Raw genomic sequence first — 24,109 nt, forward strand, 5'->3', positions numbered from 1 at the left:
ATCAGTAATTATTTTTGATTGATACATTAGCTATACTAATACTAAAAAGTTTTTACATAGTCTTGATAAACTGTATATTTGCTGACTTAGGGGAGTTAATGGTACAGTATTTATTGTCTGTATAAAAAATTATGTAAGCAAGTAAGCTTTACCATAAAAACTACTAGTTAAATGTAAAGTTTAGATGAATTTTAGAAAAATATTTTGAATTGAGGTGCGAGAATTACTAAACTTTTCAGAACAACTAACTGTAACAAAACTATTCATCTAATTTTGACCAACCAAGTTCAATCAATAAAGCCAAACATCTGCTGGCTTGATTTGCCTGGGTCTTTACACATCTTCGTTCTGTAATGTTAAATCATGAAAATTAACTCATCCAACTCGCTGTTAACAGTACCAACTGGACCACTAAAGATTTCAGAGTTGCCCCCTAACCATCTGGGTACGAGTGGTGAATCTATTTATCTTTCTCTAGTAATTCCTACTTATAAAGAGCGTGACAACATCAAGAATGTAGTCAGCATATTGAGTCAGTTACTGGATGAATCTATTCCAGGAAACTATGAATTAATTGTGGTAGACGATGATAGCCCAGACCGAACTTGGGAAATAGCACAATCCTTGACGCAAGAATACCCTCAGTTGCGAGTAATGCGACGACAGCAGGAACGGGGGCTTTCTTCAGCAGTGATTCGGGGATGGCAAGCAGCTACCGGGAATGTCTTGGGGGTGATTGATGGAGATTTGCAGCATCCCCCAGAGGTGCTGATGCAACTGTTGCGTAGTGTTGAGCAGGGGGCAGATTTAGCAGTAGCTAGCCGTCACGTTGAAGGAGGCGGTGTTAGTAGCTGGAGTGTTGTTAGGCGTTTCTTGTCTCGGGGCGCTCAGTTGTTAGGCTTGGTGATATTACCGGGAGTACTGGGCAGAGTTTCTGACCCGATGAGCGGTTATTTTATGGTGCGCCGGAGTGCGATCGCAAATGCAAGACTCAATCCAGTCGGATACAAAATTCTCTTAGAAGTAATCGGACGGGGAAAAGTAGACCAAGTAGCCGAAGTTGGATATGTGTTCTGCGAACGCAAAGAGGGTGAGAGTAAGGTTACATGGAAGCAATATATAGATTACATCCATCACCTAGTGCGGTTGCGGCTTTCTACAGGGCGGGTAGGAAAATTTAGTAGAAAAGTCAATTTCCCCATTGGTCGATTCCTCCGCTTTGGGTTGGTTGGCTTTAGTGGTGTGTTTGTAGATTTAACCGTGTTTTACTTGCTGCGGACTGTGATTCATTTAGGTTTAACTCGCAGTACGATTCTTTCGGCCGGAGTGGCAATCATAAATAATTTCCTATGGAATGATTTATGGACTTTTAGTGATATTTCTCAGAGACAACGCGATCCGCATCAACGTTTCAAGCGGTTCTTGAAGTTCAGTGTGATTTGTTTAGCAGGAGTTGTATTACAAGCTCTAATAATTAACTTTCTCTATAATGTCTTAGGAATAAATCAGTATTTAGCTAAGTTGGTAGCGATCGCAGTTGCGACAATCTGGAATTTCTGGATTAATTTGAAACTTAGCTGGCGCGTTACCGACGTGAAATAATCACAATGAGGGATTTGAGATTTTGATTTTTGTTTTTAGACTTTAGAACGAACTTAAATCTAAAACGTCAAATCTACAAATTCATCCGTGTGAGGCCAGGCAATGAGAGTTCTTTTTCAAGGTGCATTTTATTTTTACAGAAAAATTATTGCCTATACGACTCATTTCGTACAGATGGTAGATTTAAGCTCTACCTTAGAACACAAGCATTGGCATAATTGGCAGGCTCATCTCCCACCTTCCTGGCTTCACCCTTTTCTGAACTTGATGTGGTTAATCATCGGCATCAGCTTGCGCCTAACCAACTTGACTGCAAAGCCTCCTTGGACTGATGAGTTTGCCACCTTGGTGTTTAGCTTAGGGAATACTTTTTCACCAGTACCCCTAGATCGAGCGATCGCACCTGACATCCTATTACAACCACTGCAAATAAACCCAGCAGCTAGTATTGGTGATGTTATTCATAACTTAGCTACACAAGATAGTCATCCACCACTGTATTTTGTGCTGGCTCATCTGTGGATGAAATTATTTCCCAGCGATGGCGGATTAGTATCGCTGTTTGCGGCGCGATCGCTACCAGCTATAATTGGTACTGCCTTAATTCCGTGTGTTTACATTTTAGGTAAGGTAGCATTTCGTTCATCATTAGTGGGACACTTAACTGCTGCGATGATGGCAGTATCACCCTACGGTATATTTTTATCACAAGAAGCCCGTCATTACACTTTGGCAGCTTTATGGGTAACTGCTTCCCTTACCTGCTTGGTAATTGCTACACGTCATATTCAAAACCGTACACCTTTACCCATCTGGATAGCACTTTTTTGGGTAGGAATTAATGCTTTAGGTGTTGCGACTCATTACTTTTTCACCCTTACCCTCTGCACAGAAGCGATAGTTTTGATTTTTCTTGCTTGGCTTCAATTGCAGACTAGCAAAAAATTTTCTCTCCTCTTCTCTCCTCCCTGGCGGCGCATCTATGCCGTTGCTATAGGTACTTGTGTAGCGGGTTTAATTTGGATACCAACCTTGTTAGAGAATGAAAATCGTGGTGCTTTGACCGAGTGGATTCGAGGTTCGCGCGTCGGACTAGATTGGTTAAACCCCATTTTTCAAGCTTTAGGAACATTGATTGCCATGATTTCGCTGTTACCAGTTGAATCTTCACAACTAGTAGTTGTGATTCCTTCTGGAGTGGTGATGCTGACTTTCTTTATTTGGGCAGTACCAATTTTGCTGCGGGGGCTCGAAATTCAACTACAGCACCGAGAAAATCGGATTATGATTCAGGTGTTTGCTGGAATCATTATCAGTGCGATCGCTTTATTCTTTATTTTTGCCTATTTTTTCGGGATTGACCTAACTAGAGGTGCTAGATATAACTTTGTTTACTTTCCCGCGATCGTTATTTTACTAGGTGCAAGTCTTGCAGTTTGCTGGCATCCTCCCAAGGAATTGATGGAAAAAAATGGGATTAAAAGCATAGGTAGATGGGGAATAAACGGTAAAAAAGCCGTGATGTTAATCTGGCTAATGGGATTTTTCAGTGCAGTTACAGTAATTTGCAATCTTGGCTATCAAAAATATTATCGCCCTGACCTGTTTGTGCAGCTAATTCAACAAACATCCCCAGTACCAGTACTGATTGCCACCACTCATAAAACTTATGTACACACTGGAGAAATGATGGGGGTAGCTAGAGAGTTTAAACTTGCCAATTCACCTCAACAACCTCTGTTTCTCCTTGCCCATCAAGATCGAGATCCTAATACTTCTACCATTGCGCTAGAAAATACTTTAAAAAAGTTACCACGACCTTTTGACTTGTGGCTGGTAAACTTTCACGCTCCTGTAAAAGAAACTGTTAAAACATGCGTGATATCTGATACTCAATCTTTACCAAGCATAAACGGCTACGAATATAAACTTTATCATTGTCAATAAGAAGCAGGGGAGCAGGGGAGCAGGGGAGCAGGGGAGCAGGGGAGCAGGGGAGCAGGGGAGCAGGGGAGCGGAGGGGAAAGAGGTAATTTTTCATTTTCCCCCTTGCCCCATACTCCCTGCCCCTCTGCCTCTTCTGCCCAATCCCCAATACAGATGCATCTTGTGGAAGTTCCTCAAATATTGATATCCATAGGAGACTAAAGAAAGAAGAACAAAATTTATCTGAGACGTTTTCAAGCAGTGAAGGCTGTAACTAGTTAAGGAGAATTTATGCGCGCAGTACTGATGGCAGGGGGTTCGGGAACGCGGCTTCGCCCGTTAACTTGCGATCTGCCCAAACCGATGGTGCCGATTTTAAATCGACCAATTGCCGAACATATTATCAATCTTCTCAAAAGACATCAAATTACAGAAGTTATCGCGACACTACATTATCTACCTGATGTCTTGCGAGACTATTTTCAAGATGGCAGCGATTTTGGCGTTCAGATGACTTATGCCGTCGAAGAAGATCAGCCTTTGGGTACAGCAGGCTGTGTGAAAAACATTGCCGAACTTCTGGATGAAACTTTTTTAGTCATTAGCGGCGACAGTATAACAGATTTTGACCTCACGGCTGCGATCGCATTTCACAAACAAAATAAGTCAAAAGCTACTTTGATTTTGACCAGAGTTCCCAACCCGATTGAATTTGGGGTGGTAATTACCGATGAGGAAACACGAATTCGGCGATTTTTAGAAAAGCCCTCTAGTAGTGAAATTTTTTCCGATACCGTCAACACTGGCACTTACATTCTCGAACCAGAAGTTTTGGAATATCTGCCAGCAAACATTGAATGCGACTTTTCTAAAGACTTATTCCCTTTACTGCTAGCAAAAGATGAGCCAATGTATGGTTACATCGCTCAAGGTTACTGGTGCGATGTTGGTCACTTAGATGCTTATCGGGAGGCTCAGTATGACGCATTAGATGGGAAAGTGCAATTAGATTATGCCTACAAACAAGTTTCTCATGAGTTATGGGTAGGTCAAAATACTTACATCGATCAAACGGCTGTGATTGAAACTCCAGCAGTCATTGGTGACAATTGCCGCATCGGGGCAAGAGTGCAGATTGAGGCCGGAAGCGTAATTGGCGATAATGTCACTATTGGCGCTGATGCCAGTCTTAAACGTCCCATAGTCTGGAATGGGGCATTTATTGGCGATGAAGCACATCTTTCTGCCTGTGTAATTTCCCGTGGCGCTCGTGTAGACCGTCGCGCCCATGTATTAGAAGCTGCTGTTGTCGGTTCCCTTTCCACTGTGGGAGAAGAAGCTCAAATTAGCCCTGGTGTGCGCGTTTGGCCCAGTAAAAAGATTGAGTCAGGGGCAGTTTTAAACATTAACTTGATTTGGGGGAACACCGCTCAACGGAATTTATTTGGACAACGTGGTGTGCAAGGATTAGCGAATATCGACATCACGCCAGAATTCGCCGTGAAATTGGGATCTGCTTACGGTTCTACTTTAAAACCTGGTTCTAAGGTAACGGTTTCTCGCGATCAGCGTAATATTTCTCGAATGGTGACGCGATCGCTGATTGCTGGTTTAATGTCAGTAGGTATTGATATTCAAAACCTTGATGCCACAGCTATCCCCATTGCCCGCACAGTTATACCCACAATGTCCGTAGCTGGTGGTATTCATGTGCGCGTCCACCCCGATCGCCCTGACTACATTCTGATTGAATTCATGGATGTTAAGGGCATTAATATCTCCAAAGCCCTGGAAAAGAAAATTGAAGGGGCTTACTTTAAAGAAGATATGCGACGGGCGCTAATTCATGAAATTGGCGATGTGTCTTACCCCAGCCAAGTGATGGATCGCTACTGCACTGCTTTTGAGAAGCTTTTGCATGTTCATACACTCCGCAATAGTCGGGCAAAAGTAGTGATTGACTATGTTTATGCCGTATCAGGGGCAGTTTTACCCCAAATGTTGGATAAATTTGGTGCTGATGCAGTCGTATTGAATGCCAGTGTCAATAAAACAGCTATGTCCGTAGCTGACCGCGAAGGACTGCTGACTCAATTAGGTCATGTAGTGGAGGCATTGAAAGCTAACTTTGGTGTGCAAGTATCAGCTAATGGAGAACAACTCATTTTGGTTGATGAATCAGGCTACCCAATTCGTGGGGAAATGTTAACAGCACTGATGGTGGATATGATCTTAACTGCTAACCCTAGAGGAACAGTAGTAGTCCCGGTTCATGCTTCCAGTGCTATTGAACAAGTCGCCCGTCGTCACGATGGCAGAGTGATTCGCACCAAAGCCAACCCGACAGCTTTAATGGAAGCTTGTCAAAAAAATCCAAATGTGGTTCTAGGAGGTAGTGGAGAAACTGGTTTTATTTTCCCACAACTGCATCCTGGGTTTGATTCCATGTTCTGCATTGCGAAGATAATTGAGATGTTAACTATACAGGAGCGATCGCTTGCTGCTGCGCGATCGGAATTGCCACGTGTAATTCACAAAACTTATACAGTCCGTTGCCCGTGGACAGCCAAGGGTGCTTTGATGCGTTACTTAGTAGAAACTCACCCAGCCCAAAATCTAGAACTCATTGATGGAGTGAAAATTTGCCAACCCTACGATGATAGTTGGCTATTAGTTTTACCAGATGCTAGCGAACCACTGGTGCATTTATATGCAAATAGCAACGATCGCGAATGGGTAGATGAGACTGTAAGAAATTACCGCACCCGTGTTCAGGCGTTTGTGGAAAGACAACAAGAATATCAACCCACCGAAGCGTAATTCGTCAGTTGTCCAAGTTGCTAGTTATTAAACACACCTCTAATTAAACTGAAGCTTAATGGATTTAATTTGACCATTCTCCAAACCTCTTCCTGCTTCGGGGAGAGGTTTAAAAGTTTAAAATTTCAAAATATGATTTTTTCGTTACTCTTTCCTCTTCTTGTACGAAAGGTTCGTCGGGCTGACGTTAATTTAAGTACCAAACTTTAAGTTTTTATATTTTATTGGTATCGAAGATTGTAATTTTTGTATTATCTTGATACTATTCAATGGCACTAACTAGCCTGACTTTTTAGGTTATATCTAAAAACTAACGCTAAATTATCCCCTAGTTCCTTTTCCACCTCTCCCTAACTTTTCTTAAAAGGAGAGAGAAACGGAAAAATTCTTGTTAGTTGGAAAAGTCAAAATTCAAAACCTCTCGCTTTTAAGGGAGAGGTTTTCCAGATGATGTGAGTAAGGCTAACTAGCAATTCACGTTAATTTGTAATTCGTAATTAAACTCTTTAATTACGACTTATAGAGCGCTTTTTTGAGGCTGTACATTATGCAACTTGAAAACCATCAATGAATTTTGGATTTGTTTGACAGTTTAAGCTAGTAAATTGTCATAAAAGATACGCTTTTGTAACCTAAAGTACCAACTTACTTATACCCTCCATGCCAGCAACAACCTACCAATACCTGTCACCCGGAATCATTGATGTAACCGATGCTAACGGCAAAACTACTAGACTTGAATTCACAAGCACGGGGCAAATAAACAACATTAAAGATCCCTTAAACCGAGTTACCAGCTTTACTTACGACACTAATGACAACCTAGCTCAAGTTACGGCTCCAGGTAACACAATTTACAAATACTCCTACGACACCGAAGGACGCTTACTCAGTCAAACTGACCCCTTAAATCAAACAGTCAGCTTTACCTACGGTGCGAACTCCGATTCTCCCACTAGCGTTACAGATCAACGGGGACAAAAACTTCAATATAGCTACAACACCTACGGTGAATTAAATAGTATTACTTATGCAGATGGTAAATCAGAAACCTTTAGCTACGACTTATCAGGCAACCTCACCCAAGCTAAAGAACGTAGCGGCGATGTTTTTAAATACACTTATGATGCACAGGGACGAGTTACCCGCAAAACTTTTGATGACAACACTTATGAGCAATACACTTACGACACCAAAGGCAATGTAACTTCAGTTCGAGATGTTCAGGGCGGGATTTCGACCTTATTATATGATGTTAACAACCGCCTCACAAAAATTACTTACCCTAATAGTCGCTTTCTGGAGTTGACCTACGACGCTGAAGGTCGGCGAACTCAAATGAAAGACCAAAGCGGGTTTACGACAAACTATAGCTATGACTCAGATGGTCGTCTGGCAAAATTAACCAATGCCGCAGGTGCAACGATTATTTCCTACACTTATGATGCTGTAGGTCGTTTGTCGCGGGAAACTAACGGTAATGGCACTTACACAACCTACAGCTACGACGATGCAGGGCAAGTAACGAATATTACAAACTATACGCCCACGAATACTATTAACTCTTCGTTCCAGTACAGCTATGACAATTTAGGGCGGCAAACAGGGGCAGTAACGCGAGATGGTACTTGGGCATATACCTACGACACCACAGGACAGTTGACCCGTGGGCGATTTACTTCTACAAATGCCAGCATTGCCAATCAGAATTTACAGTATGTCTACGATGCTGCGGGTAATCGTATTCGCACAATTGTTAATGGAGTTACAACCACTTACACAGGAAATAACTTAAATCAATACACCACTGTTGGCAGTGCAATTTATACCTATGATCCTGATGGGAATTTAACTAAGGTTGTTGATGGAACTAGTACCTGGACTTATACATATAACGATGAGAATCAACTGATTGGGGGAACGACACCAGCAGGGACGTTTAGTTATGAATATGATGCCTTTGGAAATCGGAAGGCGGCGGTTTTCAACGGTCAGAGGACGGAGTATTTAATTGACCCGTTTGGGTTGGATGATGTTGTTGGTGAATATAGCGGTGGTGCTGCGACCAATTATGTTCATGGCATTGGTTTGGTAGGTCGCTTTGCTGGGACTAATGCAGCTTACTATGATTCCGATTTTGTGGGTTCAACTGTTGGGTTGACGAACGCGACGGGTAGTTATGTTAACCGTTATGTCTACCGTCCCTTTGGAGAAAATTTGCTTACGACAGAGGGAGTGGCTAATCCTTTTGAGTATGTTGGGCAATGGGGGGTGATGGATGAGGCGAATGGGCTGGATTTCATGCGGGCGAGGTATTACAATAGTGGTATGGGGAAACTCACCGCTCCAGATCCAATTGGATTACGAGGTGGTGACTCTAACATATATCGTTACGTTCTCAATAATCCCATAGGCTTTGTAGACCCATCTGGCTTATCGCTTGTACCTACAACTGTAATAGGCATTACAGCCGTTGCAGCAGGGATACTGGGATTAGCCGCGCTTGCTGTGCCTGCGCTTGCTGTGTCTGGTTTGCCTCTTGTTGCACTCACTTTAAACGTTGCCGCTAGGTCTCTAACTTTGACTGCAGGACTTGGTACGCTACTCAATGGACTTTATCCAGATATTAATCCAAATTCCAATGAGACTGGCTTTGGTGGTGGCACTGGTGGTTCTGGTGGCGGTTCTGGCGGCAGTCGCGGTTCCGGTGGTACTGGTGGTAGCACTGGTGATGGTATGGGAGGTGCAGGACGAACTATTTCGCCACTAGTACTAGATTTAGACGGTGACGGTATTGAACTAACTTCTTTACAAGACTCTCAGACTTTCTTTGACCTAGATGCAGATAATTTTGCAGAACAAACAGGTTGGGTAAAATCTGACGATGGACTTTTAGCACTTGATAAAAATGGTGATAAACGCATCAATGACATCACCGAACTATTTGGTAACGCCACCAGCGACGGATTTATCATCCTCAAGCAACTCGATAGCAACAACGATAATGTCATCAACTCCGAAGACACTCAATTTGCCAATCTGCTAATTTGGCGAGACAAAAACCAAGATGGTTTTAGTGATGTTGGCGAACTACGCACCCTAACAGATTGGGGTATCGCAAGTATCAACCTCAACTACCAAAGTGTAAATCAAACAAATCAAGGCAACCGCGTCAGCAGTATCAGCAGCTACACTCGTACTGATAACGCTACTAGGGAAATTGTTGACGTTTAGTTTGCCCTCAGCCAATTAAACACAATTTATGACGAAGAATATGAATTAAAAGCCGAAACTCTATTCCTCCCATCACTGCGAGGCTTTGGCGAGTTACCAGATTTATACATTGCCATGAGCCAAGACCCAACCCTATTGGGCATGATGCGAAATCTTGTAACTTTAAGTACCGAAAACTTCCAGCAATTCCACAGCCGGTTTATCTCCCAAGTAGAAGCACTGCTTTACCGTTGGGCAGGTGTAGAAAATGTTGCCACAAATAGCCGAGGCTCAAATGTTGATGGTCGCAAGCTCTCTTTCCTAGAGACGTTTGTTGGTGAAGACTTCGTTCAGGTTAGCTGGGGTGCAAATCCTGGGCCACAAGCAGGAAATGTTATTACAGGAGTTTGGAATGATCTTTTTAGGGAACTTGTAGGACGTTTGCTTGTTCAAGGGCAAATGCGAGATTTGTTCCCTAACTCCACTTTTAACCACAATAGCGACACACTAGAAACTAGCACCAGCCTCGATACAATTTTGAGTGGGCTGACAACTAATGCACCCACTAGCACCAATGAAGCAATTTTATACTGGAACTTTGCAGTTGCCGCTTTAGATGCCTTCGAGGATCGATTTAATCTCTCTCCAGAAGATTTTGATGCTCGCCTCAGTCAAGTTTTAGCAAATGCTGGATTTTCAGGATTCCTTAACACCCTCCGCCAACCTGATTTTCTCCAAGCATTCGCTAATGTTATTTTTGGTACATCAGGTAACGATATACTCAATGGTGGCACAGGTAACGACCAAATTAACGGTGCTGTTGGCAATGACGTAATTTCAGGTGGAGCCGGAAATGATATTTTGGATGGTGCGATCGGTAATGACACCATTAACGGTGGTGATGGCAATGACACAATTAAAGCTGGACTTGGTACAGACAGAGTAGATGGAGGCAACGGTCAAGATACCCTAGAACTCGATTTATCTGGGCAAACAGCAAATCTAGACATCATCAACCCGCTTAACGGTGGTAGCTTACCAAATATTGCCTCTGCAACAAACTTTGAATTTCTCAAACTCACAACAGGTAGCGGTAACGATACCATCACCCAAGCCAGCATCATCAATGGAAACGTTTTCCGTAGCGATGATGTGTTTAATGGTGGTGCAGGAAATGATGTTATTAATCCAGGGTTGGGCGTTAACGATCGCGTAAACGGAGGGTCTGGTGTTGACACCCTCATTCTCAACTACTCTATTAATGATGTTGGCAATCAAATGCAGTTTACCGTTGCAGATAGTAATGCTAACGGTTTTTCTGGCAGTGCTGGACGAACTGCTACTACTGGTGGCTGGCTTGATTCAATTAGTTTCACTTGCATTGATCGCTTTAACATCACAGCTACCCGTAATGCAGACACTATTGATATTAGTGGTACTAATAGCACGGTTAATGCTGGCGATGGTAATGATACCGTCACCTTCAGAACTATCGGTTTTACAGCTGATGGTGGTGCAGGTACAGACAAGCTGGTGCTAAATCTTTCATATCAAACTACAGGTGTTAATGTCACTGTTACCCCATCTGGCATTACAACACCTGGCGTAACAACAACTATTAGCAATTTTGAGTCCATCTTACTTACCAATACTGGTAGCGGCAATGATGTAATTAACCTCAGCGCCACAGTTGGAGATGGTAGTTCCATAAATTACGGCAGCAATGTCAACTTAGGTGCAGGAAACGACTCGATTCTTGGTGGTAGTGGAAGAGATGCCTTTTTCGGCGAAGCGGGTAATGACACCCTGGATGGTGGTGCAGACAGAGACCGCTTGGAAGGTGGCGATGGAAATGACATCTTGAGAGGTGGTGTCGGAGATGATAATGATAGTAGCTACACCGCCAATGGCAGAGGTGGATTATTTGGAGGTGCGGGTAACGACACCCTTGATGGTGGTGATGGTAATGACTACCTCGACCCAGGTACAGGTGTTGACTCTGTAATTGGTGGTGCAGGTAATGATGTCCTCAACCTCGACCTCTTAACACAAACAACTGCTGTTACCGTCACCTACACCAATACTGCTAATGGAACAGTTTCTGGTGGAAGTAGCTTTCGAGAAATTGAACAAGTCTACTTGAAAACTGGTAGCGGCAATGATGTAATTAACCTCAGCGCCACAGTTGGAGATGGTAGTTCCATAAATTACGGCAGCAATGTCAGCTTAGGTGCAGGAAACGACTCGATTCTTGGTGGTAGTGGAAGAGATGCCTTTTTCGGCGAAGCGGGTAATGACACCCTGGATGGTGGTGCAGACAGAGACCGCTTGGAAGGTGGCGATGGAAATGACATCTTGAGAGGTGGTGTCGGAGATGATAATGATAGTAGCTACACCGCCAATGGCAGAGGTGGATTATTTGGAGGTGCGGGTAACGACACCCTTGATGGTGGTGATGGTAATGACTACCTCGACCCAGGTACAGGCAATGATATCCTAACAGGAGGAAATGGCGCAGACAAATTCGTCTACGATACTAATAAGATATTTACATCTGCTGATATTGGGAGCGATCGCATTACCGATTTCCTTATTGGCACTGATAAAATTGTCCTTGACAAAACCACGTTTACCGCCCTTACCAGTGCTTCTGGTAGTGCCTTAACCAGCAGTGAGTTTGCCATTATCAATGCCACGACAAATAGTGAGATAGTTGCCGGAAGTAGCAGCGCCAAAATTATTTTTAACCAAGCCAATGGCGATCTATTTTACAACCAAAATGGTACGACAACAGGCTTGGGTACTGGCAGTCTATTCGCTACTTTATCTGGTGTCACTTCTCTCTCGACAACTGATTTTGTTGTGCAAGCTTAAAAAAGTCTCATAAAAAACCTTAGTTCGTGATTCTGTAATTCAAAATTACAGAATCACGAACTCAGCCTAACCCTGTTGTGCCACTCCGGGGAAAGAAAAATAAATGTAGGTTGGGTTGAACGGAGTTAAATCGAACAATACCAAGGTATTTGGGTGTTGGGTTTTGTTCCTCAATCCAACCTATGCCTATGAGAAGAGTTCAAAATTATCATCAACGACATTCTGGTAAATTTCTACCAGCGTAATTGCAATCAAAATAAATTAAAGCGTCCCTACTAGAGGTGAATGATCTAGTTGTGGAGTATGTATCGCTGTTTGGGCTTGCTTCAGATGACCAAACTTTTAAATAGTAATGACTACTATCATCGGTAGACCATAATTCATAACGATAATTACCTCCTGAACCCTGACTAGTTAAATAGTCAGCTAGTACTTTATTCGATGCAGACAACAAACTAAATACAGTCAAAACAGGAATTACAGCTACTTTTAGTATTTGGATTAATTTCATAAATAGCACACAAAATTTACTCTCTCTAGCTTCCTTTACCGATGTATTTTTTGGAACCCGTAATTACTTGGAATATTGTATGAGGATATCGTGAGGCACTTACAATAACTTCTCTTCTAGCCCACTCATTCTTGGGTTTGAATGAACCTCCACCTGCCGTTTCAGTTTTTTCCTGAAATACTTTATAAAAGTTTACCTACCTCAAATGATAAATATTTTCAATAACTCTGGTAGGATATCTTCAGACTTATTGAGATAGATATTCATTAAGTCAACAATCAATTTCAGGCATTTCAAAACTTTTTCAGGAGATAACGCCATGACAAGGATGGCTGCTCAAACACCGGAATCGATTCCCTGGTGGGCAGGGAATGCCCGGTTAACCAACCTCTCAGGGCGACTTTTGGGCGCTCACGTTGCTCATGCGGGGTTAATTGTTCTTTGGGCTGGTGCAACGACCCTTTTTGAACTTGCCCACTTTAACCGAGCGCAACCAATGTACGAACAGGGGTTGATTCTATTGCCTCATTTAGCAACCCTCGGTTGGGGTGTAGGAAGTGGTGGACAGATAGTAGATACTTATCCCTACTTTGTCATTGGAGTATTGCACCTAATTAGCTCCGCCTTCTTGGGATTTGGTGGTATCTTTCATGCCCTACGTGGCCCCGCCATCTTAGAAGAGAGATTTTCCTTCTTTGGCTATCGCTGGGAAGATGCTAATAAAATGACCACTATTTTAGGTATTCACCTAGTATTACTGGGTCTAGGAGCAGGCTTATTAGTTGCCAAAGCCATGTTCTTTGGCGGCTTGTACGATTCTACGGTGGGTGAGGTGCGCGTAGTTTCTAGCCCTACTTTGAACTCCGTTGTCATTTTTAGCTACTTATTTGGTGGGGGTGGCAAGCATTGGATTGCTGGAGTTAATAACTTAGAAGACTTGGTTGGTGGTCACATTTGGGTCAGCATTATCTGCATTGCAGGCGGTATCTGGCACATTACTACTCAACCTTTTGGCTGGGCAAAGCAGCTTTTTATCTGGTCAGGAGAAGCATACCTTTCTTACAGCTTGGGAGCTTTAGCTCTCATGGGTTTTATTGCTGCCTATTTTGTCTCTGTCAACACACTAGCTTACCCACCGGAATTTTATGGACCAGCCCTAAGTATTGGGTTTGACCGTTTTCCCTACTTCCAGAGTGGAAATTTACTATCCTCTCGCGTTTGGCTGGCGAATGCTCACTTCTGGCTAGGTTTCTTCTTTCTTCAAGGGCATCTCTGGCACGCTTTACGCGCTGCTGGATTTGACTTTCGCACTTGGAGAGTCATCCATTCAACTCGTGGGGAGGCAATCTAAGAATGACAACTGCAACAATAACAACGCAGGAATCGGGTTGGTGGGCTGGTAATGCTCGGTTCATTAACCTGTCGGGTAAGCTTTTGGGCGCTCATGTTGCTCATGCTGGGTTGATTGTGCTTTGGGCAGGAGCAATGACTCTGTTTGAAATCACCAAATATGACCTCTCCCGACCGATGTATGAGCAGGGGTTAATTTTGCTGCCCCATCTAGCAACGTTAGGATTTGGTGTTGGCGATCGCGGCCAAATTGTTGATACTTATCCTTATGTTGTCATTGGTGTTTTACATCTGATTAGTTCTGCCGTACTAGGTGCTGGTGGTATTTACCATGCGGTTCTAGGCCCAGCAGTGTTGGATGATAATCCGTCTTTCCCTGGCTTGTTTGGCTACGATTGGGAAGATGAAGAGAAGATGACCACCATCATCGGCATTCATTTGCTGTTGTTGGGGTTCGGGGCATGGTTATTGGTAGCAAAGGCGCTGTTTTGGGGTGGTCTTTACGATCCAGCAGTGGCATCTGTGCGAGTAATTACAGAACCGACTCTTAACCCTAGTCGCATCTTTGGCTATCTCTTCGGTGCTTTTGGCAAACAGGGGATGGCAGCAGTTAATAACCTAGAAGATGTCATCGGTGGACATATTTGGGTAGGAATACTCTGCATTGTCGGAGGTTTTTGGCACATTCTCACCAAGCCTTCTGTTTGGGCGAAAAAGGTATTGTTTTGGTCTGGTGAAGCTTACCTATCCTATAGTCTGGGCGCTCTGGCTTACATGGGTTTGTTGGCAGCCTATTTTGTGACGGTGAATGATACCGTTTATCCCACAGTTTTCTATGGGCCATTGGGATTGAGTACTACTGCATCGGGAGTGATTACGGTTCGTACTTGGCTAGCAACTAGTCACTTTGCTTTGGCAGTTGTATTTCTAGCGGGTCATATCTGGCACGCTTTGAGAGTTCGTGTCATAGCTGCTGGACTTAATTTTCAACAGGGAGTTGTCAACGCTTCGGGAATGCCGGAAATCGGGAATTTCGATACCCCAGTCAATGCTTCAGATATCACGTTGAAGTTGTTGGCAAATCTTCCTATTTACCGTCAAGGTTTGTCTCCTTTTTCACGGGGGCTGGAAATTGGTATGGCGCACGGCTACTTCTTGATTGGCCCATTTGTCAAGTTAGGCCCGTTGCGGGATACGGAGTTGGCGAATCAAGCAGGTTTACTGGCCACAATCGGTCTACTGTTGATTTTATCAATTTGTCTGTGGCTGTACGGCAGCATATCCTTCCAAGGGCGCAAACCTGCTCAAGGGGAGCTACCGGAAAACATGAAAACAGCTAAGTCTTGGAGTGAATTCAATGCTGGGTGGACAGTAGGTAGCTGTGGAGGAGCTTTATTTGCTTTCCTGCTGTTAACCAATAGCAGTTTGTTTTTCTGAGTTGCCCGAACTAGGCAAATAGGTATCGTTGCGATCGCCTCTGGCGGGTGCTTTGCACCATCGCGCACCATCTTCTAAGGAAAATTGCAAATCTATATATCAGGTGACAATATGTCGAAAAAAATTGGTCTGTTCTACGGTACTCAAACTGGTAACACTGAATCTGATGCTGAAAAAATTCGGGATGAGTTTGGTGGTGATGTTGTAACATTACATCCCATTTACGAAGCGGATACTAGCACTTTTGATGAGTATGAATTGCTGATTATTGGCTCTCCCACTTGGGATATAGGTCAACTTCAGAGCGATTGGGAAAGCTTTTATTCCGATCTGGATCAAATAGATTTTAAAGGTAAGTTAGTTGCCTATTTTGGTGATGGAGATCAATATGGCTATAGCGATAACTTTCAGGATGCAATGGGAATTCTAGAAGAAAAAATTTCCCAGCGCGGCGGTAAAACTGTTGGCTACTGGCCAACAGAGGGATATGATTTTGAGCAATCTAGAGCTTTGAAAAATGGCAAGTTTGTCGGATTAGCACTTGATGAAGGTAGTCAATCTGATTTAACAGATGAGCGAATTAAAACTTGGGTTTCTCAGTTAAAGACAGAATTTAGTTTGTAGAAAGTCAAGGTAATAGAATGATGCCTCCGCCCGGATTTCTCACCACATCTCGATTAAGTCTGCGCTTGAGCAGAGGAGCAGGGGAGCAGGGGAGAGTTCAAATACCAAGTTCTTTCCCCTCTGCCCATCCTTCCCCTCAAGCTTGTGAGAAATGCGGGCTCCGGCACGCCAAGGGCGAACGCGTCTACACGAACAAAGCCTAGCTAAGAAAAAATCAAGGTTTTTTAACCCATGTAGACGCAGTTTCTAACCGCCCTTTTAGCTGAAATTGATAATTTACAATTTATAGGTTATTTATGTCTGATTCATTTGATGTTCTGTGGTTAAATGCTAGTCCTGTTTTGAAGCGTTTTGATGAACCATTACTCGATTACTTATGTGGGTATATGAGAATCGCCCAATGGGAATACCAGCAAACCAAAGATGAAGCTAGTTCTATAGATCAAGCTGTAGAGTTGCTATATGAGTTTTTAGAATGCCGCGATCGCCCCGTGCATTTAGCGGGACATGGGATGAGTGGTGCGATCGCCTTAACCTTTGCTCGGCGATTTCCTCAAAAAGTGCGATCGCTCACTCTGCTGGCTGTAGCTGCTCAACCTGCAAACAATTGGCAAGCTCACTATTACTTTCAACGACAACTTTTTAATATCAGCCGTGAGCTAGTTTTAGCAAGCACCGTTCGCAGTCTTTTTGGCAATCAACCACCTCATACCACTAAGAAGTTAGTGGCTGCCTTAGATAAAGATTTAGAACAATCTCCCTCATCACACTCTTTATTTAAGTTGGTTTATTTACCCAAGGGTGGAGTTTCTATGCCAATGATGGTGTGTGGTAGCAAGAGCGATCCGGTAGTCAATTCAACTGCATTGCATGACTGGTTTAATTGGCTTAAGCCAGAAGATCAACTCTGGGAATGCCCACAAGGATATCATTTTTTTCACTACTTCTACCCTCAACAGGTTGGCGAAGAGATTTTGAGTTTTTGGCAATGTCACCATCCACATTTACTGGAAGCATCTCCACTATCTCTTAGCACTTCTACAAGTTATTCATGAAGGCAGAAAGCAGAATAACCCACGCTTAAAAACTAATATTTGCTTGCAGCTAAGAACAGTTAGAGCGGTGATAATTACTATCATCGCTCCGCTTGCGTTGCTTATTTATCCTTCCATTCTTAATTATTACATTTTGTAAAGAGATAAACTAAATAGGAATCACTTTCAATAGACTAAATTTGTAATCTCAATAATTGGTAGTTAGGTGTCAATAAGCAGAGGATGTGGCAAGAAGTCATATCTGACGAAGAACGGTAACGCCTGCGGTGAATTGGAAGAATCTCTCTTCGTTCAGATAAAAGCTTTGGGTCTACTTTTATAGCCCTCACGCGACATTTCACTGCTGATACAAGAACCAGTTAATTGAATATTATTAGCAACAATTGCTAATTGTGCTTAACAATGCAGACATACGGCAATCCCAACCTCAAATTTGATTGGTGGACTGGTAACGCCCGCTTCGCCAATCTCTCTGGCTTATTTATCGGCGCTCATGTGGCACAAGCCGCGTTGACAACGCTCTGGGCTGGGGCGTTTACATGGTTTGAAATCTCTCGCTACAATCCCGAAATACCTATGGGCGAACAGGGGCTAATTTTGCTTCCCCACTTAGCCACCTTGGGTTTTGGTGTGGGTGCAGGTGGTCAGGTAGTTGATACTTATCCCTATTTTGTAATCGGCGCTTTACACTTAATTTCTTCTGCTGTGCTTGCTGCGGGCGCACTTTTCCACACCTTCAAAGCTCCAAGAAACTTAAAAGATGCCACTGGTCGCGCTCGGAAATTTCACTTTACATGGGACGACCCGAAAAAACTTGGCTTCATCTTAGGACATCACCTAATTTTCTTAGGATTAGGTGCTTTACTCCTCGTAGGAAAAGCGATGTTCTGGGGAGGACTGTACGACTCGACAATTCACGATGTTCGAGTTGTTACCGACCCCACCCTCAATCCCTTGGTCATTTATGGCTATCAAACTCACTTTGCCACTGTTAATAACTTAGAAGATTTAGTCGGCGGTCATATCTATGTAGGCTTATTACTCATTGGCGGCGGTATTTGGCACATCCTCATAGAGCCTTTACCTTGGGCGAAAAAGCTTTTAATCTTCTCCGGTGAAGCCATTCTTTCTTACTCTTTAGGCGGTATTGCCTTAGCGGGATTTGTTGCAGCTTACTTCTGTGCAGTAAATACCTTAGCTTATCCCGTGGAGTTTTATGGCTCTACCTTGGAAGTAAAACTCGGAGTTAGCCCTTATTTTGCCGACAGCATTAAGTTAGCTAACGGTGGTTACACTTCTAGAGCATGGTTAGCAAATGCCCATTTCTTCTTAGCATTCTTCTTCTTGCAAGGTCATCTTTGGCACGCCCTGCGAGCAATTGGGGTTGACTTTAGGCAAATTGAAAAGGCATTAAATGCCATTGGTAGCGAATCGTAAAACAATTTTGGATTTTAGATTTTCATAATCTAAAATCCAAAATTCAAAATGCTCATAAAGGTATTTCACTATGACAATTACAACTGATAGAACCTTAGCAGCAGACACAAATTTATCGTGGTTAGTGGGTAATGCCCGTTTAACTGATTTATCTGGTCAATTATTAGGCGCTCACATTGCTCATGCAGGCTTAATTATGTTTTGGGTAGGAGCAATAACAATATCTGAAGTTACACGCTTTGTTCCTAACTTACCAATGTATGAACAAGGATTGACTTTGTTACCACACTTAGCAACTTTGGGCTGGGGTGTAGGTGCTGGAGGTGAAGTAGTCGATACCTATCCCTATTTTGTAATTGGCATTTTGCACTTAGTTGCATCTGCTGTGTTGGGTGCAGGTGGACTTTTTCATGTTTTTCGCGCCCCGGCGATTTTATATAATGCCGGTGGACAAGTGGCGAAATTTCACTATGAATGGAATGACCCGAAGCAATTGGGTTTAATTTTAGGTCATCACCTAATTATTCTCGGTTTGGGAGCCTTTTTATTAGTGCTAAAGGCAATGATTTTTAGCGGAATTTATGATACTAATTTGGGAAATGTCCGTCTAATTAGCAATCCCAATTTAAACCCGTCTACAATTTTTGGCTACTTAGTTGGTTTGAAAGATGGTAGCTGGACTCCTCTAGGGATGGCAAGTGTTGACAACTTAGAAGATGTCATTGGCGGACATATTTGGATTGGTTTAATTTTAATTACTGGTGGTGTATGGCATATTCTTGTGCAGCCTTTTACCTGGATAAGACGAATTTTACCAATTGAGAATGGTGAAGAAATTCTTTCTTATAGCTTGCTCGGTTTAGCTTTGATGGCTTGGGTTTCTACCGCATTTGTGGGATATAACACGACAGTTTTTCCAAGAGAATTTTACGGTTCTGAACGTCTAGGATTGGCAGATATTCAGTTCTTTCTTGGTGTAGTGGCCTTCTTAGGTTATGTTTGGCACTATTGGCGATCGCTCCGTCAAGCTAATAGTTAATTAAGTTTCACTCAACACTAGCTAAATAAACTCTTATGCCTGCGGTTAACAGCAGTGGACTGTGGGCATTTTTTTTGGAATTTTTATGAGGATAACTAATGCTAAGTATGATTTTGTGCGCTTTTTGCACTTGGACAGTAATGATTCTATTTATTTCGAGTTTCTGGTTAACTTTGAAAAAAGGGATAATTCATTTAAAAACGCTGCATGAAATTCCTTGTTCTGGTTGCGAATATTTTACCAATGACTACCGTCTCAAATGTACTGTACACCCAAAAAAAGCTTGTTCTGAGGAAGCGATCGCTTGTATTGATTTTGAACCTAAAACCTCTGCCTGTAATGCTTGCCAGAAGGGACGACGAAAGCTTTGTTAATGTTTATTCGACCAGTGCGATCGCTAAAAATTTTTTCAGATTAGCAATCAGTTAGGCTAGAAGGTGATAAAATTTCGATAATCAAGGTAGGGTGCGTATTCTACCAATTAGACGCGGATAGTATTAGGGAAATATCGCTAACTCAGTTTCCGGGTCAAAAAAGTGAATTTTCTCTGGAGTTAGCGATAACCATAGTTGCTCACCAACTTGTACAAATCGGTCTGGTGGTATTCGCACTTGTAGGTAATTGGCTGTAGTGGCTCTTTGAGAACCAGGTTCGGCAATTTTAACAGCGAGAAAGGAATCGTTGCCGAGATTCTCTACCAAATCCACTTGTACTGGTAGATTTTTAGTGGCAGGCATACTCAAGTTTAAGTGTTCTGGGCGAATCCCTAAAATTAAAGTTTTCCCATCATATTTTTGTAAAGCTTTTGCCCAAACCTCTGGGAGAGTGAAACGAAACTGGGAATAAGTAATCAACTGCGGGGCATGAAATTTTACAGGAATAAAATTCATCGGTGGTGAACCAATGAACTCTGCAACAAAAAGATTGACAGGGCGGTTGTAAAGTTCTAAAGGAGAAGCAACTTGCTGAATTTTACCCTCAGACATAATTGCAATGCGATCGCCCATTGTCATCGCTTCAGTTTGGTCATGGGTAACGTAAATTGTCGTTGTTCCCAGTTGGCGCTGCAATTTGACAATTTGGGCGCGGGTTTCCGCCCGCAGTTTGGCATCTAAGTTAGAAAGCGGTTCATCCATTAAAAATACTTGGGGGTCACGCGCGATCGCTCTCCCCAATGCAACCCGTTGTCTTTGTCCCCCAGATAGCTGTTTGGGTAAGCGATTCAGCAATGTTTCAATTTGTAACAGTTGAGCAACACTACGCACCTGCTCATTCACCGCCCGTTCTTTGTCAGAAATGTAGCGCAGCCCTTTAGGTAACTTTCTTGTCACCCCCACAAAAAGATTTTCTGCCCACGTCCGAAGATATGAAGTATTTTCTCCTCTGCTCCCCTGCTCCTCTGCTCCCCTGCTTCCCCTACGGCGTAACCCAAAGGCGATGTTGTCATACACCGTCATGTGAGGATAGAGGGCGTAATTTTGGAACACCATTGCGATGTCGCGTTCTTTAGGTGGTAGGTCATTGATTAAGCGATCGCCTACCCAGATATTACCGCCAGTCATTGTTTCTAACCCAGCGATTAACCGTAGCAAAGTACTTTTACCACAACCAGAAGGGCCTACCAGCACCATAAACTCACCATCTGCGATTGTCAAGTTAATCCGCCGCAAGACATTAACACTTCCCGCACGTTCTTGGGCTACATCACTTTTCTCCCCAGAGGTGAGAGGAGATTGGTTTTGTGAACTCACACCTTCCCCTTTACGCGGGGAAAAACTTTTATAAACGTTTTCTAAAACAACTTGGGACACAATGACTAATGACTAATGACCAATGACCAATGACAGTTTAGCGCCAATCATAATACACGTTCTATGTAAATACGAAAAGTTAAAAAAACAGCTTGCAGTATAAAAAGCAAACTATCCTAAATTTTAGGGCTATCAAGAGGTGTTGTTATGACTACCGATGTACCTAAAAATCTTTCCCAAGATCCAAGCGTTAACCCCATCCATGACATTGTAGACGCACAAACCACAGATTGTTGCATTGTGGGTGGGGGGCCAGCCGGAGCAGTTTTGGCGCTGTTGTTAGCGCGTCAAGGCATTGCAGTTATGCTGCTGGAAACACACAAAGACTTCGATCGCGACTTTCGCGGCGATACGATTCATCCATCGGTGATGGAAATTATGGAAGAATTGGGGCTTAGTAAAGCTTTGCTAGAACTCCCTCATGCCAAAATGCGCCAAATTAGGTTTAAAACTCCTGAAGATACCGTCACTTTGGCAGATTTTAGCCATCTAAAAACCCGCTACCCCTATATTACAATGCTTCCCCAGGTGAAATTCCTGGAGTTCATCACCCAAGAAGCCCAAAAATATCCTAGTTTTCGGTTAGTAATGGGTGCGAATGTGCAGGAATTAATTACGGAAAATGGCGTAATTCAAGGTGTCCGCTATCGGGGAGGTGGTGGTTGGCATGAAGTCCGAGCGATACTGACGGTGGGTGCAGACGGTCGTCACTCACGTTTGCGCCACCTGGGTGAGTTTGAGTCCATCGAAACCTCGCCGCCAATGGATATCCTTTGGTTTCGCTTACCGCGTCAGCCAGAAGACCTAGAGGGGGGAATGGGGCGCTTTGGTCAAGGTAAAATCATCGCCATGCTTGACCGTGGCGATGAGTGGCAAGTTGCCGATGTCATTCCCAAGGGAGGCTATCAACAACTGCGGGCTGCGGGTTTGGAGGAATTAAAAAAATCCGTTGTGGAAGTAGTGCCAGAATTCCAGCAACGCATCGAAAATTTACATGATTGGTCGCAAGTAGCTTTTCTCTCAGTCGAGTCTAGCCGTGTCAAACGCTGGTATCGTCCAGGACTATTACTTATCGGTGATGCGGCTCATATAATGTCCCCCGTGGGTGGAGTTGGAATTAACTACGCAATTCAAGATGCTGTAGTTGCAGCGAATGTACTCAGCAAACCGCTTAAGAACCGACAAGTACAACTTAGCGATCTAGCAAAAGTACAACGTCAACGCGAAGTGCCCACACGCATCATTCAGGCGTTTCAAACTTTTATCCAAAAGCGGGTATTTGCTCCAGTTCTCAACTCAAATAGCACCTTCGTACCACCTGCTTTTTTGCGCTTACCCATTTTGCGCGACCTTCCAGCCAGGTTGATTGCCTTGGGTGTTTTTCCAGTTCACGTCAAGACTTAATTTTTGCCAAGAATTTTTTCTATTTAACGAATTAATGGTACAATTATACTACTCAATGCAGAATTGAATGCTCAATTTAGTCAGGCGAAAGTAGTGGACGGTATACTTAATGCTGTTCAAAGCGATCGCTTGGCTTTTATGCTAGAAATAACTAAAAACTCAGGCATTATTAAAAAATGCGAACAATTAAACATATCTAGATATTAATTGGCACTACATAGAAAAATCCCTCTTTTTCAATCAGTACTTTTTGCAGTCAGGAGTAATTTTAATGAACAGCTGCGTTTTGATGGCGGAAATTATTAACGAGCCGCAACTCCGCTATACAGCCGATAACTTGGGAGTTACGGAAATGCTGGTGCAGTTTCCCAATTCCCTGAAACCAGAAGATCCGCCAGCTACCCTGAAAGTTGTCGGTTGGGGGAATTTAGCGACAGAAATTCAGCAAAACTACCACCAAGGCGATCGCGTCATTTTGGTAGGACGTTTAGGCATGAATACTGTTGCGATGGAAGGTTTTAAAGAAAAACGCGCTGAATTGACAGTGCAACAAATTCAACCTGTTGGAGGTAGTTTTAATACCGATCCATTGCCTTCAGCAACCGTAACTCCATCATTCACTGAAACTGCTCCCCGACAAGCATCTTCAGCATCTCGTCCTGCACAGAAAGAAGTTAACACTTACGAGTCACCACGTCCAGCGCCTACCCCGGCTGCAAATCCTGTTGGCGTTGCTCCCCAAGCGAAAACTTACGAACCCGTACCCCAACCGACAAATTATGAGCGAACTACTTATCCACCAGTGAAAGAGCAAGAACCAGATCCAGATGATATTCCCTTCTAAAGTTGGTAGTCGAGCGTGTATTCAGTTTGCTAACTAAACATTACGATTAGACAATTTCTACCAATAGCCATCCTTTAGGATGTGCTATTTTTTTGTCTGTATTAACCTATTGCTGAATTCTGACGATTGACGCATATATTCTGTTTCGATAAATTGCCTTTA

Annotated in this window: 15 protein-coding genes; 14 read left to right on the forward strand and 1 reads right to left on the reverse strand. The window is 43.2% G+C overall.

What is annotated here, in order from left to right:
- Window positions 1–363: 363 nt before the first annotated feature.
- From V7K42_RS03025 to V7K42_RS03080, 12 genes are all read left to right on the forward strand, one after another.
- Complete coding sequence (locus V7K42_RS03025; protein ID WP_334913414.1) at window positions 364–1,602, forward strand: glycosyltransferase; 1,239 nt, start codon at window positions 364–366, stop codon at window positions 1,600–1,602.
- A 102-nt stretch (window positions 1,603–1,704) separates the two neighbouring features.
- Entirely contained in the window at window positions 1,705–3,549 is a 1,845-nt protein-coding gene (locus tag V7K42_RS03030) for a glycosyltransferase family 39 protein (RefSeq protein WP_334913416.1), read from the forward strand.
- 270 nt (window positions 3,550–3,819) lie between these two features.
- Window positions 3,820–6,348 carry a mannose-1-phosphate guanyltransferase gene (locus V7K42_RS03035; protein ID WP_334913417.1) on the forward strand — a complete coding sequence of 843 codons (2,529 nt, stop codon included), beginning with the start codon at window positions 3,820–3,822 and terminating at the stop codon, window positions 6,346–6,348.
- Between the two features lie 660 nt (window positions 6,349–7,008).
- Window positions 7,009–9,582 (forward strand): RHS repeat-associated core domain-containing protein, encoded by a 2,574-nt coding sequence (locus V7K42_RS03040; RefSeq protein ID WP_334913419.1) that lies wholly within the window; start codon window positions 7,009–7,011, stop codon window positions 9,580–9,582.
- Window positions 9,583–9,696: 114 nt separating this feature from the next.
- A complete protein-coding gene (locus V7K42_RS03045; RefSeq protein WP_334913421.1) occupies window positions 9,697–12,435 on the forward strand; it encodes a beta strand repeat-containing protein in 2,739 nt (912 codons plus the stop codon).
- Window positions 12,436–13,274: 839 nt separating this feature from the next.
- Window positions 13,275–14,297, forward strand: coding sequence for a chlorophyll a/b binding light-harvesting protein (locus V7K42_RS03050; RefSeq protein ID WP_334913468.1), 1,023 nt, complete (start codon window positions 13,275–13,277; stop codon window positions 14,295–14,297).
- A 2-nt stretch (window positions 14,298–14,299) separates the two neighbouring features.
- Window positions 14,300–15,733 (forward strand): chlorophyll a/b binding light-harvesting protein, encoded by a 1,434-nt coding sequence (locus tag V7K42_RS03055; RefSeq protein WP_334913423.1) that lies wholly within the window; start codon window positions 14,300–14,302, stop codon window positions 15,731–15,733.
- Window positions 15,734–15,844: 111 nt separating this feature from the next.
- A complete protein-coding gene (gene fldA, locus V7K42_RS03060) occupies window positions 15,845–16,357 on the forward strand; it encodes a flavodoxin FldA (RefSeq protein ID WP_334913425.1) in 513 nt (170 codons plus the stop codon).
- A 296-nt stretch (window positions 16,358–16,653) separates the two neighbouring features.
- Entirely contained in the window at window positions 16,654–17,412 is a 759-nt protein-coding gene (locus V7K42_RS03065) for an alpha/beta fold hydrolase (protein WP_334913427.1), read from the forward strand.
- 402 nt (window positions 17,413–17,814) lie between these two features.
- On the forward strand, window positions 17,815–18,849 hold the full coding sequence (locus V7K42_RS03070; RefSeq protein WP_334913429.1) for a chlorophyll a/b binding light-harvesting protein: 1,035 nt from the start codon (window positions 17,815–17,817) through the stop codon (window positions 18,847–18,849).
- A 70-nt stretch (window positions 18,850–18,919) separates the two neighbouring features.
- Complete coding sequence (locus V7K42_RS03075; RefSeq protein ID WP_334913431.1) at window positions 18,920–19,888, forward strand: chlorophyll a/b binding light-harvesting protein; 969 nt, start codon at window positions 18,920–18,922, stop codon at window positions 19,886–19,888.
- A gap of 98 nt (window positions 19,889–19,986) precedes the next feature.
- Window positions 19,987–20,262: a hypothetical protein gene (locus tag V7K42_RS03080; RefSeq protein ID WP_104900261.1), complete on the forward strand. Its 276-nt coding sequence runs from the start codon at window positions 19,987–19,989 to the stop codon at window positions 20,260–20,262.
- Between the two features lie 123 nt (window positions 20,263–20,385).
- Here V7K42_RS03080 and V7K42_RS03085 read toward each other — a convergent pair whose 3' ends face one another.
- The gene (locus V7K42_RS03085) at window positions 20,386–21,699 is read right to left on the reverse strand and encodes an ABC transporter ATP-binding protein (RefSeq protein WP_334913433.1); all 1,314 of its coding nucleotides are present in this window, start codon (window positions 21,697–21,699) and stop codon (window positions 20,386–20,388) included.
- 147 nt (window positions 21,700–21,846) lie between these two features.
- Between V7K42_RS03085 and V7K42_RS03090 the strand changes: the two genes are divergently transcribed.
- Both V7K42_RS03090 and V7K42_RS03095 read left to right on the forward strand, forming a co-directional pair.
- A complete protein-coding gene (locus V7K42_RS03090; protein WP_334913435.1) occupies window positions 21,847–23,103 on the forward strand; it encodes an FAD-dependent oxidoreductase in 1,257 nt (418 codons plus the stop codon).
- Between the two features lie 271 nt (window positions 23,104–23,374).
- Window positions 23,375–23,947, forward strand: a complete 573-nt coding sequence (locus V7K42_RS03095) for a single-stranded DNA-binding protein (RefSeq protein WP_334913437.1) — start codon at window positions 23,375–23,377, stop codon at window positions 23,945–23,947.
- Window positions 23,948–24,109 lie beyond the last annotated feature (162 nt).

Source organism: Nostoc sp. (assembly GCF_036917455.1).
Taxonomy (GTDB): domain Bacteria; phylum Cyanobacteriota; class Cyanobacteriia; order Cyanobacteriales; family Nostocaceae; genus Nostoc.